The sequence below is a fragment of the Bradyrhizobium sp. genome, from assembly GCF_036735945.1.
Classification (GTDB): domain Bacteria; phylum Pseudomonadota; class Alphaproteobacteria; order Rhizobiales; family Xanthobacteraceae; genus Bradyrhizobium.
This window is the reverse complement of the sequence record NZ_DAINNI010000091.1, coordinates 1-20,189: the sequence shown is the minus strand read 5'-3', so window position 1 is coordinate 20,189 and position 20,189 is coordinate 1. Positions and strand designations below refer to the sequence as shown.

The 20,189-nt window shown below is 64.3% G+C and carries 16 protein-coding genes, 1 pseudogene and 1 riboswitch; of the genes and pseudogenes, 11 read left to right on the top strand and 6 right to left on the bottom strand.

Annotated features, from left to right (window positions below):
- On the bottom strand, positions 1 to 191 hold a 191-nt coding region (locus tag V7E26_RS22450; protein ID WP_324420335.1), incomplete at its 3' end, for a hypothetical protein.
- Between the two features lie 405 nt (positions 192 to 596).
- On the opposite strand from V7E26_RS22450, the gene tolQ reads away from it, so the two are divergent.
- The 7 genes from tolQ (at position 597) to pal (ending at position 8,401) form a co-directional block, all read left to right on the top strand.
- Positions 597 to 1,310, top strand: coding sequence for a protein TolQ (gene tolQ / locus V7E26_RS22445; RefSeq protein ID WP_324420333.1), 714 nt, complete (start codon positions 597 to 599; stop codon positions 1,308 to 1,310).
- A gap of 37 nt (positions 1,311 to 1,347) precedes the next feature.
- Positions 1,348 to 1,824, top strand: coding sequence for a biopolymer transporter ExbD (locus V7E26_RS22440; RefSeq protein ID WP_324420331.1), 477 nt, complete (start codon positions 1,348 to 1,350; stop codon positions 1,822 to 1,824).
- Positions 1,825 to 1,868: 44 nt separating this feature from the next.
- The gene (locus V7E26_RS22435; RefSeq protein ID WP_324420329.1) at positions 1,869 to 2,795 is read left to right on the top strand and encodes a cell envelope integrity protein TolA; all 927 of its coding nucleotides are present in this window, start codon (positions 1,869 to 1,871) and stop codon (positions 2,793 to 2,795) included.
- A gap of 59 nt (positions 2,796 to 2,854) precedes the next feature.
- Entirely contained in the window at positions 2,855 to 4,207 is a 1,353-nt protein-coding gene (gene tolB, locus V7E26_RS22430; RefSeq protein ID WP_442893457.1) for a Tol-Pal system beta propeller repeat protein TolB, read from the top strand.
- Positions 4,208 to 4,388: 181 nt separating this feature from the next.
- Positions 4,389 to 6,719: a putative bifunctional diguanylate cyclase/phosphodiesterase gene (locus V7E26_RS22425; RefSeq protein ID WP_324420327.1), complete on the top strand. Its 2,331-nt coding sequence runs from the start codon at positions 4,389 to 4,391 to the stop codon at positions 6,717 to 6,719.
- A 136-nt stretch (positions 6,720 to 6,855) separates the two neighbouring features.
- Complete coding sequence (locus V7E26_RS22420) at positions 6,856 to 7,596, top strand: N-acyl amino acid synthase FeeM domain-containing protein (RefSeq protein ID WP_324420325.1); 741 nt, start codon at positions 6,856 to 6,858, stop codon at positions 7,594 to 7,596.
- A gap of 313 nt (positions 7,597 to 7,909) precedes the next feature.
- Complete coding sequence (pal, locus tag V7E26_RS22415) at positions 7,910 to 8,401, top strand: peptidoglycan-associated lipoprotein Pal (RefSeq protein ID WP_324420323.1); 492 nt, start codon at positions 7,910 to 7,912, stop codon at positions 8,399 to 8,401.
- A 61-nt stretch (positions 8,402 to 8,462) separates the two neighbouring features.
- On the opposite strand, the gene V7E26_RS22410 is transcribed toward pal, so the two are convergent.
- A complete protein-coding gene (locus tag V7E26_RS22410) occupies positions 8,463 to 8,732 on the bottom strand; it encodes a hypothetical protein (RefSeq protein ID WP_324420321.1) in 270 nt (89 codons plus the stop codon).
- Between the two features lie 137 nt (positions 8,733 to 8,869).
- Here V7E26_RS22410 and ybgF point away from each other — a divergent pair, with 137 nt between their 5' ends.
- From ybgF to V7E26_RS22390, 4 genes are all read left to right on the top strand, one after another.
- Positions 8,870 to 10,009 carry a tol-pal system protein YbgF gene (gene ybgF, locus V7E26_RS22405; protein ID WP_324420319.1) on the top strand — a complete coding sequence of 380 codons (1,140 nt, stop codon included), beginning with the start codon at positions 8,870 to 8,872 and terminating at the stop codon, positions 10,007 to 10,009.
- A gap of 50 nt (positions 10,010 to 10,059) precedes the next feature.
- Positions 10,060 to 11,094 carry a tRNA lysidine(34) synthetase TilS gene (gene tilS / locus V7E26_RS22400; protein WP_324420317.1) on the top strand — a complete coding sequence of 345 codons (1,035 nt, stop codon included), beginning with the start codon at positions 10,060 to 10,062 and terminating at the stop codon, positions 11,092 to 11,094.
- A gap of 266 nt (positions 11,095 to 11,360) precedes the next feature.
- Positions 11,361 to 13,283, top strand: coding sequence for an ATP-dependent zinc metalloprotease FtsH (gene ftsH, locus V7E26_RS22395; RefSeq protein WP_324420316.1), 1,923 nt, complete (start codon positions 11,361 to 11,363; stop codon positions 13,281 to 13,283).
- Positions 13,284 to 13,465: 182 nt separating this feature from the next.
- A complete protein-coding gene (locus V7E26_RS22390) occupies positions 13,466 to 14,656 on the top strand; it encodes an ABC transporter substrate-binding protein (protein WP_324420314.1) in 1,191 nt (396 codons plus the stop codon).
- Between the two features lie 50 nt (positions 14,657 to 14,706).
- Here V7E26_RS22390 and metE read toward each other — a convergent pair whose 3' ends face one another.
- From metE to V7E26_RS22370, 4 genes and pseudogenes are all read right to left on the bottom strand, one after another.
- Positions 14,707 to 17,073 (bottom strand): 5-methyltetrahydropteroyltriglutamate--homocysteine S-methyltransferase, encoded by a 2,367-nt coding sequence (gene metE / locus V7E26_RS22385; protein WP_324420312.1) that lies wholly within the window; start codon positions 17,071 to 17,073, stop codon positions 14,707 to 14,709.
- Between the two features lie 106 nt (positions 17,074 to 17,179).
- Positions 17,180 to 17,379, bottom strand: a riboswitch (cobalamin riboswitch).
- Positions 17,380 to 17,468: 89 nt separating this feature from the next.
- Positions 17,469 to 18,389, bottom strand: coding sequence for a methylisocitrate lyase (prpB, locus tag V7E26_RS22380; RefSeq protein WP_324420310.1), 921 nt, complete (start codon positions 18,387 to 18,389; stop codon positions 17,469 to 17,471).
- A 10-nt stretch (positions 18,390 to 18,399) separates the two neighbouring features.
- Positions 18,400 to 19,572 carry a bifunctional 2-methylcitrate synthase/citrate synthase gene (gene prpC / locus V7E26_RS22375; protein ID WP_324420308.1) on the bottom strand — a complete coding sequence of 391 codons (1,173 nt, stop codon included), beginning with the start codon at positions 19,570 to 19,572 and terminating at the stop codon, positions 18,400 to 18,402.
- An 11-nt stretch (positions 19,573 to 19,583) separates the two neighbouring features.
- Positions 19,584 to 20,189, bottom strand: a pseudogene (locus tag V7E26_RS22370) (MmgE/PrpD family protein); the annotation flags it as partial.

Here is a 20,189-nt window from a genome sequence, read left to right as displayed (position 1 = left end):
GCAACAGCACACGAGACCGCGGGTGCGGCGCGCACCTGGTCTTCCCTGCGCCCTCTGATCTTCATGAGGGCGAAGAAGATGCAAACCTCGGGCAGATGATGTCGCGAGATCGCGAACTCACATTCACCTGTCATCGTCCGGCCTGCGCGCAATTGCGCACTCGACCGGACGACCCGGTATTCCAGAGACATCAATGATTGATCCGAAAAGCCGCAGCGTACTGGGTCCCCCGCCTGCGCGGGGGACGACAACGGTGTGTGTGCCTGCCGCCAGCCCACCCCTTTCCACCCCCGGGAACCCGCTTCCCCGGCCCGTAACCCCTCGGCCTGCCTGCATTTCCCGGCAGCCAAGTTCCCCTTTGGTAACCAAAACTTAACCAAGCTTAGCGTCTGGTTAGGGACGGAATGACGCGCTGATAGCCCTCGTTTTGACATGTTGGCAGGGGAAGCAGGGCCCGGCTTTCGGCGGGCCCCCCATGCGACACCCAGAGAGGCTTTCGCGCTGGCGCAACCGCCGCGCCCAACGCGCGGCTGTGGAACCGGCAGCCATTTGCTCCCGGAGGAAATAGGGACACTTGCGTTGAGAGGATACCGCTCATGAATCCCGCTGACGTCGCTCAGTCAGCCCTGCCGATGGTGTCGGCCGACGTATCGCTGATCGCGCTGTTCATGCAGGCGCATTGGGTCGTCAAGGCCGTCATGCTGGGCCTGCTGGCCTGCTCGGTCTGGGTCTGGGCGATCGCGATCGACAAGATCTTCCTCTATTCGCGCACCAAGCGCGCGATGGACCGCTTCGAGCAGGCATTCTGGTCGGGGCAGTCGATCGAGGAACTCTACCGCGCGCTGTCGGCGAAGCCGACGCAATCGATGGCGGCCTGCTTCGTCGCGGCGATGCGCGAATGGAAGCGCTCGTTCGAGAGCCAGTCGCGCTCCTTCGCCGGCCTGCAGATGCGGATCGAGAAGGTGATGAACGTCTCGATCGCGCGCGAGGTTGAACGGCTGGAGCGGCGGCTGCTGGTGCTCGCGACCGTCGGCTCGGCCGGGCCTTTCGTCGGCCTGTTCGGAACCGTCTGGGGCATCATGTCGAGCTTCCAGTCGATCGCGGCGTCGAAAAACACGTCGCTGGCCGTGGTGGCGCCGGGTATCGCGGAAGCGCTGTTTGCGACCGCCATCGGGCTTATCGCCGCCATCCCCGCGACCATTTTCTACAATAAGTTCACATCCGAGGTGAATCGGCAGGCGCAGCGGCTGGAAGGCTTTGCCGATGAATTTTCCGCCATCCTGTCGCGCCAGATCGACGAGCGGGCGTGAGGGCGGCACATGACGAGCGCAGCGTGAGAGCACGATCATGGCGATGAACATGGCAGGTTCGGCCGGCGGCGGCGGTGGACGCCGTGGCCGGCGTCGTGCCGCCGTGATGGCGGAGATCAACGTCACGCCGATGGTCGACGTGATGCTGGTGCTGCTCATCATCTTCATGGTGGCAGCGCCGCTGATGACCTCGAGCATCGACATCGACCTGCCGGTCGCCGGCGGCGGCAAGCAGATCCAGGCCAACGCCCCACCGCTGACGCTGTCGGTCAAGCGCACCGGCGGCGCCTGCAATTCCAATGTCGAACTCTATCTCGGGGACACGCTGATTCCCGCCAACGAGATCCTGCCCAAGATAACGGCGATCAAGGAGACCCGGTCGGAGGCCGAGCGGGTGGTATACCTGCGGGGGGATAAGGACGTTTGCTACACGGATATGATGAAATTATTGGGGTATATTAGGCAGGCCGGGTTCAAGGCGAACATTGTGATCGTGCCGGAGCAGGGGTCCTGAACCATGGGACGCACGGCGCCTGACGGGGGAGCGGGAAAGCTCAGGTGAAGGTCAAGGTCGACAAGACGGTTCTGGCGTCGGTTGCCCTGCACGTGCTCGTGCTGGGGTGGGTGATGCTGTCGTTCTCGACCAAGGCGCTGGAAATGCCGCCGGAGGATTCCGTGCCCGTCGACGTCATTTCGTCGGACCAACTCGCCAAGACCATGGCCGGGATGAAGACCGGCAAGAAGGAAAACCCGAAGCCGCTGGTCGAGAAGATCGCCGAAGCCAAGCCGGTCGATGACGCCGTCGGCAAGATCACCGAGAAGGCGCCTGTGGTGACCGAGACCGCGCCGCAGCCTCAGCCGAAGGCCGAGGAGAAGCCGGTCGAGAAGAAGCCGGACCCGCCGAAGGTGGTCGAGAAGCCGAAGGAAGAGCCGAAGCCGGTCGAGAAAAAGCCCGAGCAGAAGGTCGATCAGATCGGCGACACCATCAAGAAGGAAGAGAAGAAGCCGCCGCCGCCAAAGCCGGTGCAGGCCAAGCCGCCGGAGCCGCCCAAGCAGCGGATCGTGGAGCGCCACTTCGACCAGAGCCAGATCGCGGCGCTGCTCGACAAGCGCGACCCGACGCGCCAGGCCGCGACCGGCGACACCATGAATTCCAATGCCGCGCTGGGCACCGCCAAGGGCTCGGCCGCGGACAATTCGGCGACCTGGGGCTCGATGTTCCAGCGCCAGGTCGAGCGCTGCTGGAAGAAGCCCTATGGCGGCATCGAGTCGCAGAAGCCTGAAGTGGCGTTTGCCATTCGCCTGAAGCGCGACGGCACGCTCGAAGGCTCGCCGGTTCCGGAGGGAACGCCGGCGACGCCGTTCCTGCGCGTCTATCAGGAGAGCGCGCTGCGCGCGATCATCGAATGCCAGCCCTACAAGCTGCCGCCGCCGTTCTACGAGGAATGGAAATATTTCGCGCCGGTGTTCAAGGAAAAGGTCTAACGATTTGGTCATGTGGCGGACACCTGTTGGCAATGCCGGATATGAGCAAAGTTGAAGCGATGACTGACAAAGATGGATTGCCGAACATGCTGTATCGCCCGAGCCGCCGGCAGGTCATTTCCGGAATGGCTGCGCTTGGTGTGGTCGCCGGCGGTCGCAACGCCTTTGCGCAGAAGCGCGTCGTCATTCCGGAGGGCGAATTCACCCCGCTTCCGATTGCGATCACGAACTTCGTCGCGGGCACGCCGGGCGATGCCGAAGTCGGCGTCGGCGTCTCGCAGGTCATCACCAACAACCTCAAGCGCAGCGGGCTGTTCGCACCGATCGATCAGGCAGCCTTCATCGAGCGCGTCACCAATATCGATACCGCGCCGCAGTTCCAGAGCTGGAAGAAGATCAACGCGCAGGCGCTGGTGCTCGGCCGCATGACGCGGCAGGGCGACGGCCGCCTCAAGGCCGAATTCCGTCTCTGGGACGTCAACACCCAGCAGCAGCTCGCCGGCCAGCAATATTTCACCTCGCCGGAATACTGGCGGCGCATCGCCCATATCATCTCCGACCAGATCTACGAGCGCCTGACGGGCGAGAAGGGTTATTTCGACAGCCGCGTCGTGTTCGTCGACGAAACAGGTTCGAAAGAGCGCCGCGTCAAGCGGCTGGCGCTGATGGATCAGGACGGTGCCAATGTCCGCTATCTCACCAGGGGCTCCGACCTGGTGCTGACGCCGCGGTTCTCGCCGTCGACCCAGGAGATCACCTATATGGAGTTCGGCCAGGGCGACCCGCGCGTCTATCTGTTCAACGTCGAGACCGGCCAGCGCGAGATCGTCGGCAACTTCCCCGGCATGTCGTTCTCGCCGCGGTTTTCGCCGGACGGCCAGCGCATCATCATGAGCCTGCAGCAGGGCGGCAATTCGAACCTGTTCGTGATGGACCTGCGCTCGAAATCGACGACGCGGCTCACCGATACGCCGGCGATCGACACCTCGCCGTCCTATTCGCCGGATGGCAGCCGGATCTGCTTCGAATCCGATCGCGGCGGTAAGCCGCAGATCTACGTGATGCCGGCCGGTGGCGGCGGCGCGCAGCGCATCTCGTTCGGCGAGGGCAGCTATTCGACACCGGTCTGGTCGCCGCGCGGCGACTATATCGCCTTCACCAAGCAGGGCGGCGGCGCCTTCGCCATCGGCATCATGAAGACCGACGGTTCGGGCGAACGCATCCTCACTTCCGGCTTCCACAATGAAGGGCCGACCTTCTCGCCGAACGGCCGCGTCGTGATGTTCTTCCGCGATCCCGGCGGCAACAGCGGGCCGTCGCTTTTCACCGTCGACATCTCTGGTCGTAACGAATTGCGGGTACCAACGCCCGGTTTTGCTTCCGACCCGGCATGGTCGCCCTTGTTGTCCTGATGGAACTCAACCATAGCGGCGCATAATCGTTAATCGGCAAACATTGCCTAGCCTGCTGTTTTTTCAGGCAAATATTTTCGCACGCTGGAGAAAGGCAACGTCTCGGTAACGATGTTCGCTCAGAAAGGCTTCATCTGAGAAGGGTAGAAATACGTACCCTAACAGGACGTGTGCCCTCGATATGCAGCTCGCCAGCCAGAGCGGAGAATCCGATCAGAAGATGTCGCCGTCGATTTACGCGGCGCTGATCGACTCGCTGTTCACCGATCCTGGTCCGATGTTCGCCGGCGCGCTGTGCGCCGCCGTCGCCGCCCTGATGACGGCGCTGAGCACCGGCAACCCGCTGCTCTGGCCATGCGTCGCGCTGCTCGTCGTCACCGGTGCGCTGCGCGCGCTCGACACACGGCAGTACCAGAAGGTTCGCGCCAGCCTGACCGCCGAGGCGGTCGCGCGCTGGGAAGTGCGCTATCAGTTCGGCGCGATGCTCTATGCCGCCGCGCTCGGGCTGTGGTGCCTGGTCGCGGTGATGGGCAACCACGATGCCGTCGCCCACATGATCGCCACGTCCGTCACGCTCTGCTACGTGGCGGCCGGCGGCGGACGCACCTACGGCCGGCCCTGGATCTTCCATGTGCAGATGCTGCTGGCCATCGGGCCGCTGACATTCGCGCTCGCGGTCAACGGCAACCCGTTCTACACCGGCATGGCGCTGTTGAACGTGCTGTTCTTCTTCTCGCTGAAGCACATCTCCACCAGCCTGCAGAAGATTTTCGTCCACGCCCTGATTGCGCGCGAGCGCGAGGCGGCGCTTGCCAACCAGTTCGATACGGCGCTGAACAACATGCCGCACGGGCTGGCGATGTTTCGCGCCGACGGCCATCTCGCGGTGATGAATAACCGCTTCGGCAAGATGATGAACCTGTCCGACGACTTCGTGCAGCGAGGCGCCAGCGTGGCCGATATCTGCGAGGCATGCGTCGCGGCCGGAACGATGTCGGAGGCGAGCGCCAGGCTCATTCTGCAGGAAGTCGAGCATTCCCGCGCCAGCGACATCATCACGACCGATCCGGATTTCAGGAAGAACCGGGCGCTATCCTGGGCATTCCAGCCGATGGCCGATGGCGGCACCGTCATGCTGGTGGAGGACATCACCGAGCGCAAGGATGCGGAAGCCAGGATCAGCCATCTGGCGCGCTATGACGAACTCACCGAACTGCCGAACCGGGTCAATTTCCGCGACGAGATCGGACACTTGCTCGCGGTCCAGCAGGGTGCCGAGCAGTTGTCGGCGCTGCTGTTCATCGACCTCGACCAGTTCAAGCAGGTCAACGACACCCTCGGCCATCCCTGCGGCGACCAGTTGCTGTGCGCGGTGGCGGCACGGCTGCGCGAGATGCTGCGGCCGGAGGATTTCGTGGCGCGCTTCGGCGGCGACGAGTTCGTGGTGTTCCAGCAGAACATCCAATCGGCCGATGACGCCGCGGGTCTTGCCCGGCGCATCGTCGACCGCCTGAGCGAGCGCTACAAGATCGACAATCATCTGGTCGAGATCGGCGCCAGCGTCGGCATTGCGATGACTTCGCCCGGCATCAGCGCCGACACGCTGCTGAAGAACGCCGACATGGCGCTGTACCGCGCCAAGGCTGACGGCCGCGGCACCTTCTGCTTCTTCCGCGACGAGATGGCGCAGGTCGTCGAATCCCGCCGCATCCTCGAACTCGATCTGCGCAAGGCGCTGGCCAACGAGGAGTTCGAACTGTTCTTCCAGCCGCTCGTCAACCTCAAGTCGGGACGCATCTCCACCTGCGAGGCGCTGATCCGCTGGAATCATCCGGTTCGCGGCACGGTCTCGCCGACCGACATCATTCCGATCGCCGAGGACATGGGGCTGATCGTCGATCTCGGCCGCTGGATCTTGCGCAAGGCCTGCATGGAATGCATGAAGTGGCCGGAAGGCGTCAGCGTCGCCGTCAATTTCTCGCCGCAGCAATTCCATCAGCGCGACGTGCTGAGCGAAGTGCGTTACGCGATCGAGGTCTCCGGCCTGGCGGCGAACCGGCTCGAAATCGAGATCACCGAATCCTCGCTGCTGCGCAACACGCAAATGACGCACGACGTGCTGTCGCAATTGCATTCGCTCGGCGTGCGGATCTCGCTCGACGATTTCGGCACCGGTTATTCGAGCCTTAGTTATTTGCACAACTTTCCGTTGCAGAAAGTGAAGATCGACCGCTCCTTCCTGGAGGGGATCGACAGCGACCGTCCGCTGACGCTGCTCCGCGGCGTGGCCCGGCTGTCGGCCGACCTCGGCATGTCGGTCGTGGTGGAAGGGATCGAGACCAACGAGCAACTCGAGCTGATCAGCGCCGACGGCGCGGTGACCGAGGCCCAGGGCTATCTGTTCAGCCCGCCGGTGCCCGCGGTTCGGGTTCGCCAGCTGCTGAACGCCTCGCATGGCCGACGTCCCGCGGAGGGGCATCTGGTCCCGCTCGCCTCGCGCTCGATTGCCTGACATCACCGGAAAAATACGGGGCGACTTTTTAACCCTAAGATTGTGATCCCTTTGCACGGCCGTTAAGAAGATGTTAATCTTATAGCGTGCCCGCGGAAGTTGTTTGGTGTTTGGATGGCGGTGCCGGGAGTACTTGATGACAGCCGCCGCCAAAGTAACCGCGTTATTCCCTGAGCGCACCTCGGACCCCCTCGAATTCGTAGATTACCGCCTAGCCGATACCCCGGAAGAGAAAGACGAGATCTACCGTCTGAGGTACCGTGCCTACCTGCGCGAGGGCGCGATCCTGCCGTCGGAGTCCAGGCGCGTCACCGACCGCTATGATGACGAGCCGAACAATTTCACCTTCGGCATCTACTATCGCGATGAGCTCTACAGCTCGATCCGCATCAGCGTCCTGAGCGGCGCATGGCGCGGATCGCCGTCGTCGGAAATGTTCGCCGACGTTCTGCATCCCGAGCTCGACCGCGGCAAGACCATCATCGATCCGACGCGCTTCGTGGCCGATCCCGACAAGGCCCGCGTATTTCCCGAACTGCCTTACGTCACCGTTCGACTGGGCTACGTCGCCTGCGGCCATTTCAACGCCGACATCGGGCTTGCCAATGTCCGTCCCGAGCATCGGGCATTCTATCGGAAGGTGTTCCTGCAGGAACCGCTGGGCGAGCCGAAACTGTTTCCGGGCCTGATCAAGCCGGTCGGATTGATGGCCGCCAACTATCATGACATCCGCGACCGGGTGTTCCAGCGCTTCCCGTTCATGCGTTCCAGCGCGTTCGAGCGGCGGACGCTGTTCCAGCGTAGCGGCGAGCACCACGCTTCGTCGCGCGGAGACATTGCTTCCTTCAGGCGCGCTTCGCTCGTCCCGAATCGCTGAGCAGACAATGCCGGCGGCGGGCGTCCAGCCAGCCGGCGCGCCCTCACGCATCCTCGTCATAACGCTCCGATATCGGCCCGCGCTTGGCCTTTTTGGGCTTTACGGCGCTTAATTCAGTGATTTCGGCAGCCATGCGCTTGCCTTCACCATCGCGCCACATTTACAAATCATTAACTATCGCAGTGGCTTTTCGCGGTTTGTTGGCATTTGACCGAGCCCGGCAAGGTTCCATCAAGGTTGACGGAACGTTCGCTTAACCATCGAGCTGTAGACCGGATAACAGTCGAAATACGTGAGCGTTGGAGGCTCCGGAATGAAATACCAGATGCGTATCCTCCAGGGATGGAAGTTGGCGGCTGTGGTCGCTGTGGCGCTTTCGATGGGCGCCTGCGCCAAGAACAACATCGGCGCCGACGGCGCGATGGCAAGCGCGGCAACCCCGGGGAGCCAGCAGGATTTCGTGGTCAATGTCGGCGACCGCGTGTTCTTCGAGAGCGACCAGACCGATCTCAGCCCGCAGGCGACCGCAACGCTCGACAAGCAGGCGCAGTGGCTGCAGACCTACAACCGCTATTCCTTCACCATCGAAGGCCACGCCGACGAGCGCGGCACCCGCGAATACAACATCGCGCTCGGCGCACGCCGCGCCCAGTCGGTGCGCAGCTATCTCGCCTCGCGCGGCATCGATCCGAACCGCATGCGCACGATCTCCTACGGCAAGGAGCGTCCGGTGGCTGTCTGCAACGACATCTCCTGCTGGTCGCAGAACCGCCGCGCCGTGACGGTGCTCAACGCCGGCGCCTGAGCGGTCCGCACTTTTCGCAAGCTCTCAAAACCGGCGCTTCAGGCGCCGGTTTAATTTGGCATTACGCTTTCGGTTCAAGTGGATGCCGGTTCGCGTTAAGAAAATGCGCCAGGAAGTTAATCCAGCGTTTCAGGATAAAATTCCGGATCAGTGCCATCGCTCGTTCCGGCGCATCGGGCACGACGCCGTGTCCGCAATCCGCGAAGCGTTCGAATTGCACGAGGTGGGCCGGTAGCGTGGCCGCGATGTCCGCCCGTTCACAGAAACGTACCCGTTCCAGATACGTACATGCACGGGTCTCCCCAGATTTGTGAACGGCGCGCCGGGCCATGCAGCTTGTCTTGAAGGGGATACTAAACCATACCGGAGCGCGCGAACCGAATCGGGGATGCCAGTCACAATTCCGGCGTACTCCCTCACTCCAGTGTTCTGCTTTCGTTTGACACGGAATTTCGTCGTCAGGGCAAGATGTCATCCAGATTCCTAAATGCAGCAGGCGCCGCGGCGATGGCCGCGATGCTGGCTTTGTCCGTACAGACCGCGTCCGCCCAGATCACCTTCCCGTGGGAGCGTGACCGCGCACCGCAAGGCTACCCCCAGGGCCAGCCGCAGTCCGATGACGGCGACTCGGAAATGCGGATCCAGCGGCTGGAGCAACAGCTCCGGCAACTGACCGGCCAGAACGAGGAATTGCAGTACCGCAACCGGCAGCTCGAAGAGCGGCTGCGCCAGCTCGGCGCCGCGCCGGCACCGGGCGGCCAGCCCGCCGCCGCGCAACCCAACGTGGCCGCAGCAGCGCCGCCGGTTCAGCCCGGCCCGGCCGCCGAGCCGCAGCAGGCCTATCCGCAACAGCAGGGCTATCGCCAGCCGCAGGGCTACCCACAGGCGCAGCCGGGCTATGACCGGCAACCGCAGACAGCGCCCGCGCCCATCGCGCAGGAGGCGGCAGCCCCGGTGGCCGGCGGGCGACGCCGCGGCGATGCCTTCGATCCGAACCAGAATCCCAATGCCCCCGGCGTGCCCCGCGCGCTTGGCGGCGGTCAGATGCCGATCGGGAGCGAGGCTCCGGTCGGTGCGCCCGGGGGACGCGGACCCGGTGAGCCGCTCAATATCGGCAGCCCGCGCGATCCCGGTGGCGCCTTGCCGCCGCCCGCCGCGGCCGCGCCACCCCAGCGCGGCCCCGGGCCGGGTGCGAGCGCCGCCCTGACCACGCTGCCGCCCTCGGCGACGCCGAAGGACGAGTTCGATCTCGGCATCGGCTACATGCAGCGCAAGGACTACGCGCTGGCCGAAGAGACCATGAAGAATTTTTCGCAGAAATATCCAAGCGATCCGCTGATCGGGGATGCGCAATACTGGCTTGGCGAAAGCTATTTCCAGCGCCAGCAGTACCGCGACGCGGCCGAAACGTTCCTCGGCGTGACCTCCAAGCACGACAAGTCGGGCAAGGCGCCCGACGCGCTGCTGCGGCTCGGTCAATCGCTGGCGGCATTGAAGGAAAAGGAAGCCGCCTGCGCGGCGCTCGGCGAGGTCACGCGGAAATATCCGCGCGCCTCCGCGGGCGTGAAGGCCGCCGTCGATCGTGAGCAGAAGCGCGTTAAGTGCTAACGTGAAAGCCGGTCGAGGCCGCCATCGGCCTCGGATAGACTGGCGACGCCATGCCTGACGAAGACCACGCGCCGATCTCGGCACAGCAAGCGAAAGAACTGTTCGCGCATTGGAAAGCCGCGCCCGCGCTGGTGCTCGCGGTATCAGGCGGCCCCGACTCGCTTGGTCTGATGTGGCTAGCTGCGCGCTGGCGCCGTGCGCTTTCGCGCGGGCCGCGGCTGCTGGCGGTTACCGTCGATCACGGCTTGCGAGCGGAGGCCGCGCGCGAGGCGCGCGACGTCAAGCGCCTCGCGCGTACGCTCGACATGCCCCATCGCACGCTGCGCTGGGCCGGAGCCAAACCGAAGACCGGTCTGCCGGCCGCGGCTCGCAGGGCGCGCTATCAATTGCTGGCGAAGACCGCGCGGGCGAGCGGCGCAACCCATATCCTCACCGCGCATACCCGCGACGACCAGGCCGAGACGCTGTTGATGCGGATGCTGCGCGGTAGCGGCATTGCCGGACTTGCGGCGATGGCGCGCGAGACCGAGCGCGAGGGCCTGTGGCTGGCGCGGCCGTTGCTGGACGTTCCGAAATCGCAACTCGTTGCGACGTTGGGCAAGGCGAAGATTGCCTTCGCCGACGATCCCACCAATCGCGACATGAGCTTCACGCGGCCGCGGCTGCGCGCCTTGATGCCGGCGCTGGCCGAGGAGGGCGGCGACAGCCGAAACCTGGCGCGGCTGGCGTCGAGGCTGGCGCGGGCCAACGCGGCCATCGAGGTGCTTGCCGATGGCGCCGAGCGCTATCTCGCGTTGCAAGGTCGCGACGATGCCGCACGTTTCGGGTTCGATGCGCAGGCCTTCGCCGGTCTGCCCGAGGAAATCCGGCTTCGGCTGCTCAAGCGTGCGATTGACCGGGCCGGTCACGAAGGGCCTGCGGAACTCGGCAAGGTTGAGGCGCTGTTGGCGGTACTGGATGACGCCATTGCCAATGGCGGCAGGCAGACCAGGCTTAAACAGACGCTTGCGGGGGCCGCGATCAGCCTGACCGAGGGGCGAATTCACGTCGATCCCGCGCCGCCGCGCCGCGGCAGGCGGTCGTGAGAAACGTTTCCATGCGGTAATATCCGCGATACCGGCAGGCAGAGCCTTAACCACCCCTGAAAAAGCCCGGCTTTTGCATCATTTTTTGACCGGGAATCGCGTTAAGATGCGTTAAATAGTCCTGCGTGGTTCCCTTGGCATTGACCCGGGCGCCACCTAAATTGGGGTGCAGTGGACCGGGGATTTCTCGCCTCACTACCCAAGGAAGACTCAAGGGTTACCCAAGGACATAGGGCCGCGATCCGCGCGACCACGAAGGAAGATCAATGAACGCCAATTTGCGCAACTTCGCCCTCTGGGTCATCATTGTATTGCTGCTGTTGGCATTGTTCACGCTTTTCCAGAATCCGGGTCAACGCACGTCCTCGCAGGACATCTCGTTCTCGCAGTTGCTCAGCGAGGTCGACGGGGGCCGCGTGCGTGACGTCATCATCCAGGGACCGGACATCCACGGCACCTTCACCAACGGTTCTTCGTTCCAGACCTATGCGCCGAGCGACCCCAACCTGGTGAAGCGCCTCTACGACGCCAAGGTCACGATCACCGCCAAGCCGCCCGGCGACAACGTGCCGTGGTTCGTGTCGCTGCTGGTGTCGTGGCTGCCGTTCATCGCGCTGATCGGCGTGTGGATTTTCCTGTCGCGCCAGATGCAGGGCGGCGCCGGCAAGGCGATGGGCTTTGGCAAGTCGCGCGCCAAGATGCTGACCGAAGCGCATGGCCGCGTCACCTTCGAGGACGTTGCCGGCGTCGACGAGGCCAAGCAGGATCTGCAGGAGATCGTCGAGTTTCTGCGCGACCCCGGCAAATTCCAGCGCCTCGGCGGACGGATTCCGCGCGGCGTGCTGCTGGTCGGCCCTCCCGGCACCGGCAAGACGCTGATCGCGCGCGCGGTCGCGGGCGAAGCCAACGTGCCGTTCTTCACCATTTCCGGTTCCGACTTCGTCGAGATGTTCGTCGGCGTCGGCGCGAGCCGCGTGCGCGACATGTTCGAGCAGGCCAAGAAGAACGCGCCCTGCATCATCTTCATCGACGAAATCGACGCGGTCGGCCGTCATCGCGGCGCCGGTCTCGGCGGCGGCAATGACGAGCGCGAACAGACGCTCAACCAGTTGCTGGTCGAGATGGATGGTTTCGAAGCCAATGAAGGCGTGATCCTGATCGCGGCGACCAACCGTCCGGACGTGCTCGATCCCGCGCTGCTGCGTCCCGGCCGTTTCGACCGCCAGGTGGTGGTGCCGAATCCCGATGTCGTCGGCCGCGAGCAGATCCTCAAGGTTCACGTCCGCAAGGTGCCGCTGGCGCCGGATATCAACCTCAAGACCATTGCGCGCGGCACCCCGGGCTTCTCCGGCGCCGACCTGATGAACCTCGTCAACGAGGCGGCACTGACCGCCGCGCGGCGCAACAAGCGGATGGTGACGCAGGCCGAGTTCGAGGAAGCCAAGGACAAGGTGATGATGGGCGCCGAGCGCAAGTCGCTCGTCATGACCGAGGAAGAGAAGATGCTGACGGCCTATCACGAGGGCGGCCACGCCATCGTCGGCCTCAACGTCGTCGCGACCGATCCGATCCACAAGGCCACGATCATTCCGCGCGGCCGTGCGCTGGGCATGGTCATGCAATTGCCCGAGCGCGACAAGCTGTCGATGTCGCTCGAGCAGATGACGTCGCGGCTCGCCATCATGATGGGCGGCCGCGTCGCGGAAGAACTGATCTTCGGCAAGGAGAAGGTTACGTCCGGCGCCTCTTCCGATATCGAGCAGGCAACGCGACTGGCGCGCATGATGGTGACGCGCTGGGGGCTGTCCGAAGCGCTTGGCACCGTGTCTTATGGTGAAAACCAGGACGAGGTGTTCCTGGGCATGTCGGTATCGCGCACCCAGAACGCGTCGGAGGCCACGGTTCAGAAGATCGACACCGAGATCCGGCGCTTTGTCGAGGAGGGCTACAACGAAGCCACGCGGATTCTTACCGAGAAGCGCGAGGACCTCGAAACCCTGGCCAAGGGCCTGCTCGAGTTCGAAACGCTGAGCGGCGACGAGATCATCGACCTGCTCAAGGGCAAGAAGCCGAACCGCGAGTCGGTGCTGGAGCCGAGCACGCCGCGCGCTTCCGCCGTGCCGCCGGCCGGCAAGCCGCGCCCCCGTCCCGATCCGGACCCCGGCCTGGAGCCGCAGCCGCAGGCCTGAGCGGATCGCATCCTGAACAAGAAACGCGGCGGAAACGCCGCGTTTCTTTATGCGGCCGACGTCCTCGCTGGCCATGGCGCGCGTGGTGATGCCATGGCATGTTTGCGCCCGCACAAGAGAGCGCCGGCTGAACCGCGCCTGTCGCGGCCATCGCCCAAGCGCCATAGAGGGAGGCGAAACGGATGCGTCTGCTCGCAGGACTTGTCGCGCTGGGATTGCTGGCGCTCCCCGCAACCGCCGCCGAGATGCGCGGTGTGACCGCCACCGAAATCAAGATCGGCCAGACCATGCCGTACAGCGGCCCGGTATCGGCGTTCGGTGCGCTGGGGAAAGGCGAGATCGGTTATTTCAAGATGCTCAACGAGCGCGGCGGCATCAACGGCCGCAAGATCAACCTGATCTCGCTCGACGACAGCTACGCTCCGCCGAAGACCGTGGAGCAGACGCGGCGTCTGGTCGAAAGCGACGAGGTCGCGCTGATCTTCTCCTCGATCGGCACCGCTCACAATACGGCAATCGCCAAATATCTGCAGAGCAAGAATATCCCGCAACTGTTCCTGGCTTCCGGCGCCTCGAAATTCGCCGACATCGCGCAGTTTCCGCAAGCGACCGTCGGCGTGCAGGCGCCGTTCCGCTATGAGGCGCGGCTCTATGCGCGTTACGCGCTTTCGAAGAATCCCGACGCCAGGTTCGCCGTGATCTCGCAGAACGATGATTTCGGCCGGGACTATCTCGCAGGATTGAAGGACGTGCTCGGCGAGAAATACGATTCGATCGTCACCGCCGTCACCTATGAAATTTCCGATCCGACCATCGATTCGCAGATCGTGAAGCTGAAGGCGTCCGGCGCTGACGTGTTCGTCATCGCAGCGACGCCGAAGTTCGCCGCGCAGTCGATCCGCAAGGCGTTCGAGATCGGCTGGCGGCCGATGACGTTCCTCTCCAACGTGGCAGTGTGGATTTCCACCGTAATGGAGCCGGCAGGCGTCGAGGCCGGTACCGGCATCCTCTCCACCGCCTACGTCAAGGACCCCGACGATCCCGCCTGGAAGGACGATCCCGGCGTCAAGGCCTGGCGGGAGTTCATGACAAGATACGTTCCCGATGGCGACCAGCACGACACCAACTACGTCAACGCCTACAACAGTGCGATGGTGCTGGAAGCGGTGCTGAAGGCCTGCGGGAACGATCTCTCGACCGAGAACATCTTGAAGCAGGCCTACGCGATCAAGGATCTGGAGCTACCGATGCTGCTGCCCGGCATCAAGGTCAACACCTCGCCGACCGACCATGTGCCGGTCGATCAGATGCAGTTCATGCGTTTCAACGGCAAGACCTGGGATCGCTTCGGCGAGCTGCAGACGGGGAATTAAAGGGGGCGCGCGCAGCTTCCCGGGACGTGGTCGGCCGCGCGCATGACCCATCAAGCGATCGCCCGCAATTCCCGCGCTGCGGCGACCATATTGACGAGTGCCGGCCGCACCTCTTCCCATTTGCGCGTCTTCAGCCCGCAATCCGGATTGATCCAGATCTGGGCGTCCGCCAGCCGCTGCCGCGCCAGGCGGAGCAGACCCGTCATCTCGCCAACCTCGGGGACGCGCGGCGAATGGATGTCGTAGACGCCGGGGCCGATCTCGTTCGGATAGCGATAGTCCCTGAACGCGTCGAGCAACTCCATTTTCGAGCGCGAGGTCTCGATCGAGATCACGTCGGCGTCCATCGCGCCGATCGCGTCGATGATGTCGTTGAACTCCGAGTAGCACATGTGGGTGTGGATCTGGGTCTCGTCGCGTACGCCGGACGAACAGAGGCGGAAGGCGTCGACGGCCCAGTCCAGATAGGCCTTCCATTCGGATTTGCGCAGCGGCAGGCCTTCGCGCAGCGCCGCCTCGTCGATCTGGATCATGCCGGCGCCGGCGGCCTCGAGATCGGCGACCTCGTCGCGGATCGCGAGCGCGATCTGCCGGCAGGCCTCGCTGCGCGGAATGTCGTCGCGCACGAATGACCAGTTCAGGATGGTGACCGGCCCGGTCAGCATCGCCTTCATCGGCCGTTTCGTCAGCGACTGCGCGTAGTGCCACCACTCGACCGTCATCGGCTTCGGTCGCGAGACGTCGCCGAACAGGACGGGCGGGCGCACATAGCGCGAGCCGTAGGACTGCACCCAGCCGTGTGAGGTGAAGGCGAAGCCGGCGAGCTGTTCGCCGAAATACTGCACCATGTCGTTGCGCTCGAACTCGCCGTGCACCAGCACGTCCAGCCCGATATCTTCCTGCCACTGCACCGCGCGGGCCGTCTGCTCCTGCAGATAGACCTTGTAGACCTCGTCCGTCAGCGCGCCCTTGGCATGCGCCGCGCGGGCCTTGCGGATTTCAGCCGTCTGCGGAAACGAGCCTATCGTCGTGGTCGGAAAGGCGGGCAGGCCAAAGCGCTCGCGCTGAACGGAGATGCGTTCGGCGAATACGCTGGCGCGGCGGCGCATCGCTTCATCGATGCCGGCAACGCGCGCCGCGACCTTGGCATCGTGGATGCGCGAGGAGGTCTTGCGCGCGGCCGCCGCCTGGTCCGAGGCGTTCAGGCCGGCTTCGACCGTCGCGCGGCCACCGGCGAGCGCCGTTGCGAGCGTGGCCAGTTCCTCGAGCTTCTGCGCCGAGAACGCCAGCCAGCTCCTCATTTCGGGATCGAGCGCCGTCTCCAGCGCCAGGTCGATCGGGACATGCAGCAGCGAGCAGGACGGGGCGATCTGCACGCGGTGTTGGCCGAATTTCGCGACCACGGGTTCGATCGACGCGAGAATCCGGCTCAAATCCGCCCGCCAGATGTTGCGGCCGTCGATCACGCCGAACGACAGCACGCGGTCATCGGGAACATCGGCGAGGTCGTCGATCTGCTCCGGCGCGCGGACCAGGTCGAGATGCAGGCCGGCGACCGGCAGCGCCAGCGCGATCTCGCGATTGCTGCCGAGGCTGCCGAAATAGCTCGCCAGCATGATCTTGATCTGCGGTACGGCGTGCGCGATCTCCGCATAGGCGAACTGCAGCGCCTGCCGCGCGGCAGCATCGAGGTCCAGCACCAGACATGGCTCATCGACCTGCACCCATTCGGCGCCCCGATAGGCCAGTTCACGCAGCACGTCGATGTAAACCGGCAGCAGGCGCTCGAGCAGCGTCAGCGGATTGAAGCCGGCATCCTTGCTCTTTGCGAGCTTGAGGAAGGTGACCGGGCCGAGCAGCACGGGGCGTGTCTGGTAGCCCAGCGCCTTCGCCTCCTCATATTCCTCGATCGGCTTGCGCGAGGCGAGGGCGAACTTCTGGTCTCGCGTCAGCTCGGGCACCATGTAGTGATAGTTGGTGTCGAACCATTTCGTCATTTCCTGCGCCGGCACGCCGTGTGTCGTATCGTGCCCGTGGTGGGCGTGGCCGCAGGCGGCTTCATCCGCCTTGCCCTGCGCGCCGCGGGCCATCGCAAAATAGGTCGCGAGCGGAACCGGGCCGCCGTGCCAGCCATAGATATCAGGGACAGCGCCGACCATCACCGAAGTATCGAGCACTTGGTCGTAGAACGAGAAATCGTTCGACGGGATGACGGTGATGCCGAGTTTTTTCTGCCGTGCCCAGTTGGCCGCGCGCAGACCTGCGCCGGTCTCGAGCAGCGCCTTTTGGTCCGATGCGCCCGACCAGAAGCTTTCGAGCGCGAATTTCAGTTCGCGGCGCGGGCCGATCCGCGGCGTACCGAGAGAGGCAACGGGAATGGAAGTGGAGATCGAAGTGGATTTCGTCTTGGAAGACATGGCTTAACCCCAAAAGTTGGAGGCAAAGGCCGAAGTGACACGTCTGGATTCCGCGACGACAGCGCGCGCGAAACCGCAACCGCACCACCGGGACACCCCGCCCGAGGACGTGTATGTTGTCGAGGCAGGTCTCCTGGCTCGCGGGTCCATGCTGCTGTCCGGCCTTCCCGAAACCTCGAGAGGTTCAGTGACGTTGTTGGACAGCGGCTCGCCGCTTACAGTTGCGGGGGCAGCGCCGGCTTCGCACCGGCTTCCCTCTTGGCTTCGGAAAACGCTTTCCGAAGAACCACGACGGCTTCAGTTAGGCTCAATGGCAATCCGTGGTCAATAAGAGCGCGGATGGGAAGCTACCCATCGCTCTCGATGGATATCGTTGGGCAGGACAGCGAAATAGCTCAGTTCTGCTCTGCGCCGTCGGGAAGGATGGTTCTGACAATGGAGGCGTCGAGCGTCTCGTAGTCGTGCAGCCCGATCGTTGCGTAGAGTTCGGCGCGCGTCTGCATCTGGTCGAGCATCCTGCACGTGCTGCCGTCCCGCTTGAGGGCCGCGAACAGGTTCTGCTGGGCCTTGTTGGCGACGCGCAGCGACGACACCGGCCAGATCACCATGCGATAGCCCATCGCCTCGAATTCGGAAGCGGTGAACAACGGGGTTTTGCCGAACTCCGTCATGTTCGCGAGCAGCGGGGTGCCGGGAAGGCGCCTGGCAAATTCCTCGAACATCTCGCGCGACGTCATGGCTTCCGGGAAGATCGCGTCCGCGCCCGCTTCCAGGTACAGCTTTGCGCGGGCGACCGCGCCGTCGATGCCTTCGCTGGCGGCGGCGTCGGTTCGGGCGATCAGGTAGAGATGACGCCGCGCCCTGGCAGCGGCGGCGACCTTGGTCGCCATGTCGCGGGCATCCGCCAGCCGCTTGTCGTTGAGGTGGCCGCATTTTTTCGGCAGCAGTTGGTCCTCGATGTGAACGGCCGCGGCGCCGGCGTCCTCGAAGCTGCGCACCATGTTCATGACGTTGAGCGCCTCGCCATAGCCGGTGTCGCCGTCGACCAGCACCGGCAGGCTGCTGGCCCGCGCCACCTGGCGGATGAAGAAGGTGACCTCTTCGATCGTGACGATGCCGAGATCGGGCAGGCCCATCGATGCGGTCATCGCCGCACCCGACAGATAGAGCGCGGAGAAACCGGCGTCGCGTGCCTGCAGCGCGGCCATCCCGTTGTGCGTGCCGGGCATCTGGAGAATATCAGGCCGGTCCAGCAAGCGCCGGAACCGCGTTCCGGCCGGCGTGTCGGCCGCGTCGGCGGCCACGAGATACACCATTGCGGCCTCCCTACGCGGCCTGCGACGGGGCCGCTGCCTTGCCGCGTTCCTGCAGCGGCACGAACTTCAGATTCTCCGGCCCGATATAGTTCGCCGCCGGGCGGATGATCTTGTTGTTGGCGCGTTGCTCCATCACATGCGCCGCCCATCCCGACGTCCTTGATATCACGAACAGCGGCGTGAACATCGCGGTCGGAACATCCATCGCGTGGTAGGACACGGCGCTGAACCAGTCGAGATTGGCGAACATGTTCTTGGCGTCGGCCATGACGGCCTCGATCCGGTCGGCGATGTCGAACATCCTGGTATTCTCGCCTTCGATGCTCAGGCGTCGCGCGACTTCCTTGATCACCTTGTTGCGGGGGTCGGCGATCGTGTAGACGGGATGACCGAACCCGATCACAACCTCCTTCGCCGCGACCCTGCGGCGGATATCGGCTTCGGCTTCCTCCGGATTGGCGTAGCGCTTCTGGACTTCGAAGGCGATCTCGTTGGCGCCGCCATGCCTGGGCCCGCGCAGCGCGCCGATGCCACCGGTGATCGCGGAATAGAGGTCCGAGCCGGTGCCTGCGATCGAGCGGGCGGTGAAGGTCGAGGCGTTGTATTCGTGCTCGGCGTAGAGGATCAGCGAGGTGTGCATCGCGCGTTCATGCGATGGCGACGGCCTCTTGCCGTGCAGCAGATGCAGGAAATGCGCGCCGATCGAATCGTCGTCGGTCTCGACGTCGATGCGGCGGCCGTGGTGGGCGTAGTGATGCCAGTAGAGCAGCATCGACCCGAGCGAGGCCATCAGCCGGTCGGCAATGTCGCGCGCGCCGGGCTGGTTGTGATCGTGGGCTTCCGGCAGGATACAGCCGAGCGCGGAGACCCCGCTTCGCAGGACGTCCATCGGATGCGCCGCGGCCGGCAGCAGCTCCAGCGTCTGCCGCACGGCGAGCGGCAACCCGCGCAACGCCTTCAGCCTGGCCTTGTAGTTCTTAAGCTCCGCCAGCGTCGGCAGGCTGCCGTGCACCAGGAGATAGGCGATCTCCTCGAACTCGCAGGTTTCAGCGACATCGAGAATGTCGTAGCCGCGATAATGCAAATCGTTGCCGGTGCGGCCGACGGTGCACAGCGCGGTGTCGCCGGCGATCACGCCGGAAAGCGCCACCGATTTTTTTGCAGCGGGCTTGATGTCGGTCATCTCAATCTCCTCTATCGATTGCTGGCGGCGCGCCGCGACTCAGACGGGGCGGTGTCGCGCCAGTCGAAGATTCCATGCGTCGGCGCCTTGCCGAGCAGCTTCGGGTCGACCGTGAAAGTGAGGTCGGTCAGTTCACCGGCCTTGAGCGTGGGCAGCCTCTCGATCGTTGCGAGGAAGCGATCCTGCTCGGTTGTGGCAATGATGCCTTCAGACAGGGTGCGGAACTTGCTGACATAGTCCGGCCGCTTGAACGGGCGGGCGCCCAGCGGATGCGCGTCTGCCAGCGCGATCTCGTCGCTGATGACGGAGCCGCCCTTCAGCTTCACGACGACGCGGCCACCGAAGGCTTTGTCGCGCGGGTCATGGCTGTGGTAGCGGTGGGTCCATGCGGGGTCCTCGACCGTCGAAATCTTGCGCCACAGCGCCACCGTCGCCTCGCGGCCGACGCGCTCCGGCGCATAGGAGCGTTCGTGATGCCAGCCGCCGTCTTCGAGCGCGACCGCGAAGATATACATGATCGAATGGTCGAGCGTTTCGCGGCTCGCCGTCGGGTCCATCTTCTGCGGATCGTTGGCGCCGGTGCCGATCACGTAATGGGTGTGATGGCTGGTGTGGAT

What these genes read in the sequence shown, in the direction of transcription:
- prpB (WP_324420310.1), bottom strand. Translation starts at nt 18,389, where the DNA reads ATGGTGTATCTCGTGGCCGCCGACGCGGCCGACACGCCGGCCGGAACG.
- tilS (WP_324420317.1), top strand. Translation starts at nt 10,060, where the DNA reads ATGCCTGACGAAGACCACGCGCCGATCTCGGCACAGCAAGCGAAAGAA.
- V7E26_RS22440 (WP_324420331.1), top strand. Translation starts at nt 1,348, where the DNA reads ATGGCGATGAACATGGCAGGTTCGGCCGGCGGCGGCGGTGGACGCCGT.
- V7E26_RS22390 (WP_324420314.1), top strand. Translation starts at nt 13,466, where the DNA reads ATGCGTCTGCTCGCAGGACTTGTCGCGCTGGGATTGCTGGCGCTCCCC.
- ybgF (WP_324420319.1), top strand. Translation starts at nt 8,870, where the DNA reads ATGTCATCCAGATTCCTAAATGCAGCAGGCGCCGCGGCGATGGCCGCG.
- V7E26_RS22425 (WP_324420327.1), top strand. Translation starts at nt 4,389, where the DNA reads ATGCAGCTCGCCAGCCAGAGCGGAGAATCCGATCAGAAGATGTCGCCG.
- ftsH (WP_324420316.1), top strand. Translation starts at nt 11,361, where the DNA reads ATGAACGCCAATTTGCGCAACTTCGCCCTCTGGGTCATCATTGTATTG.
- pal (WP_324420323.1), top strand. Translation starts at nt 7,910, where the DNA reads ATGAAATACCAGATGCGTATCCTCCAGGGATGGAAGTTGGCGGCTGTG.
- V7E26_RS22410 (WP_324420321.1), bottom strand. Translation starts at nt 8,732, where the DNA reads ATGGCCCGGCGCGCCGTTCACAAATCTGGGGAGACCCGTGCATGTACG.
- tolQ (WP_324420333.1), top strand. Translation starts at nt 597, where the DNA reads ATGAATCCCGCTGACGTCGCTCAGTCAGCCCTGCCGATGGTGTCGGCC.
- prpC (WP_324420308.1), bottom strand. Translation starts at nt 19,572, where the DNA reads ATGACCGACATCAAGCCCGCTGCAAAAAAATCGGTGGCGCTTTCCGGC.
- V7E26_RS22420 (WP_324420325.1), top strand. Translation starts at nt 6,856, where the DNA reads ATGACAGCCGCCGCCAAAGTAACCGCGTTATTCCCTGAGCGCACCTCG.
- metE (WP_324420312.1), bottom strand. Translation starts at nt 17,073, where the DNA reads ATGTCTTCCAAGACGAAATCCACTTCGATCTCCACTTCCATTCCCGTT.
- tolB (WP_442893457.1), top strand. Translation starts at nt 2,855, where the DNA reads ATGACTGACAAAGATGGATTGCCGAACATGCTGTATCGCCCGAGCCGC.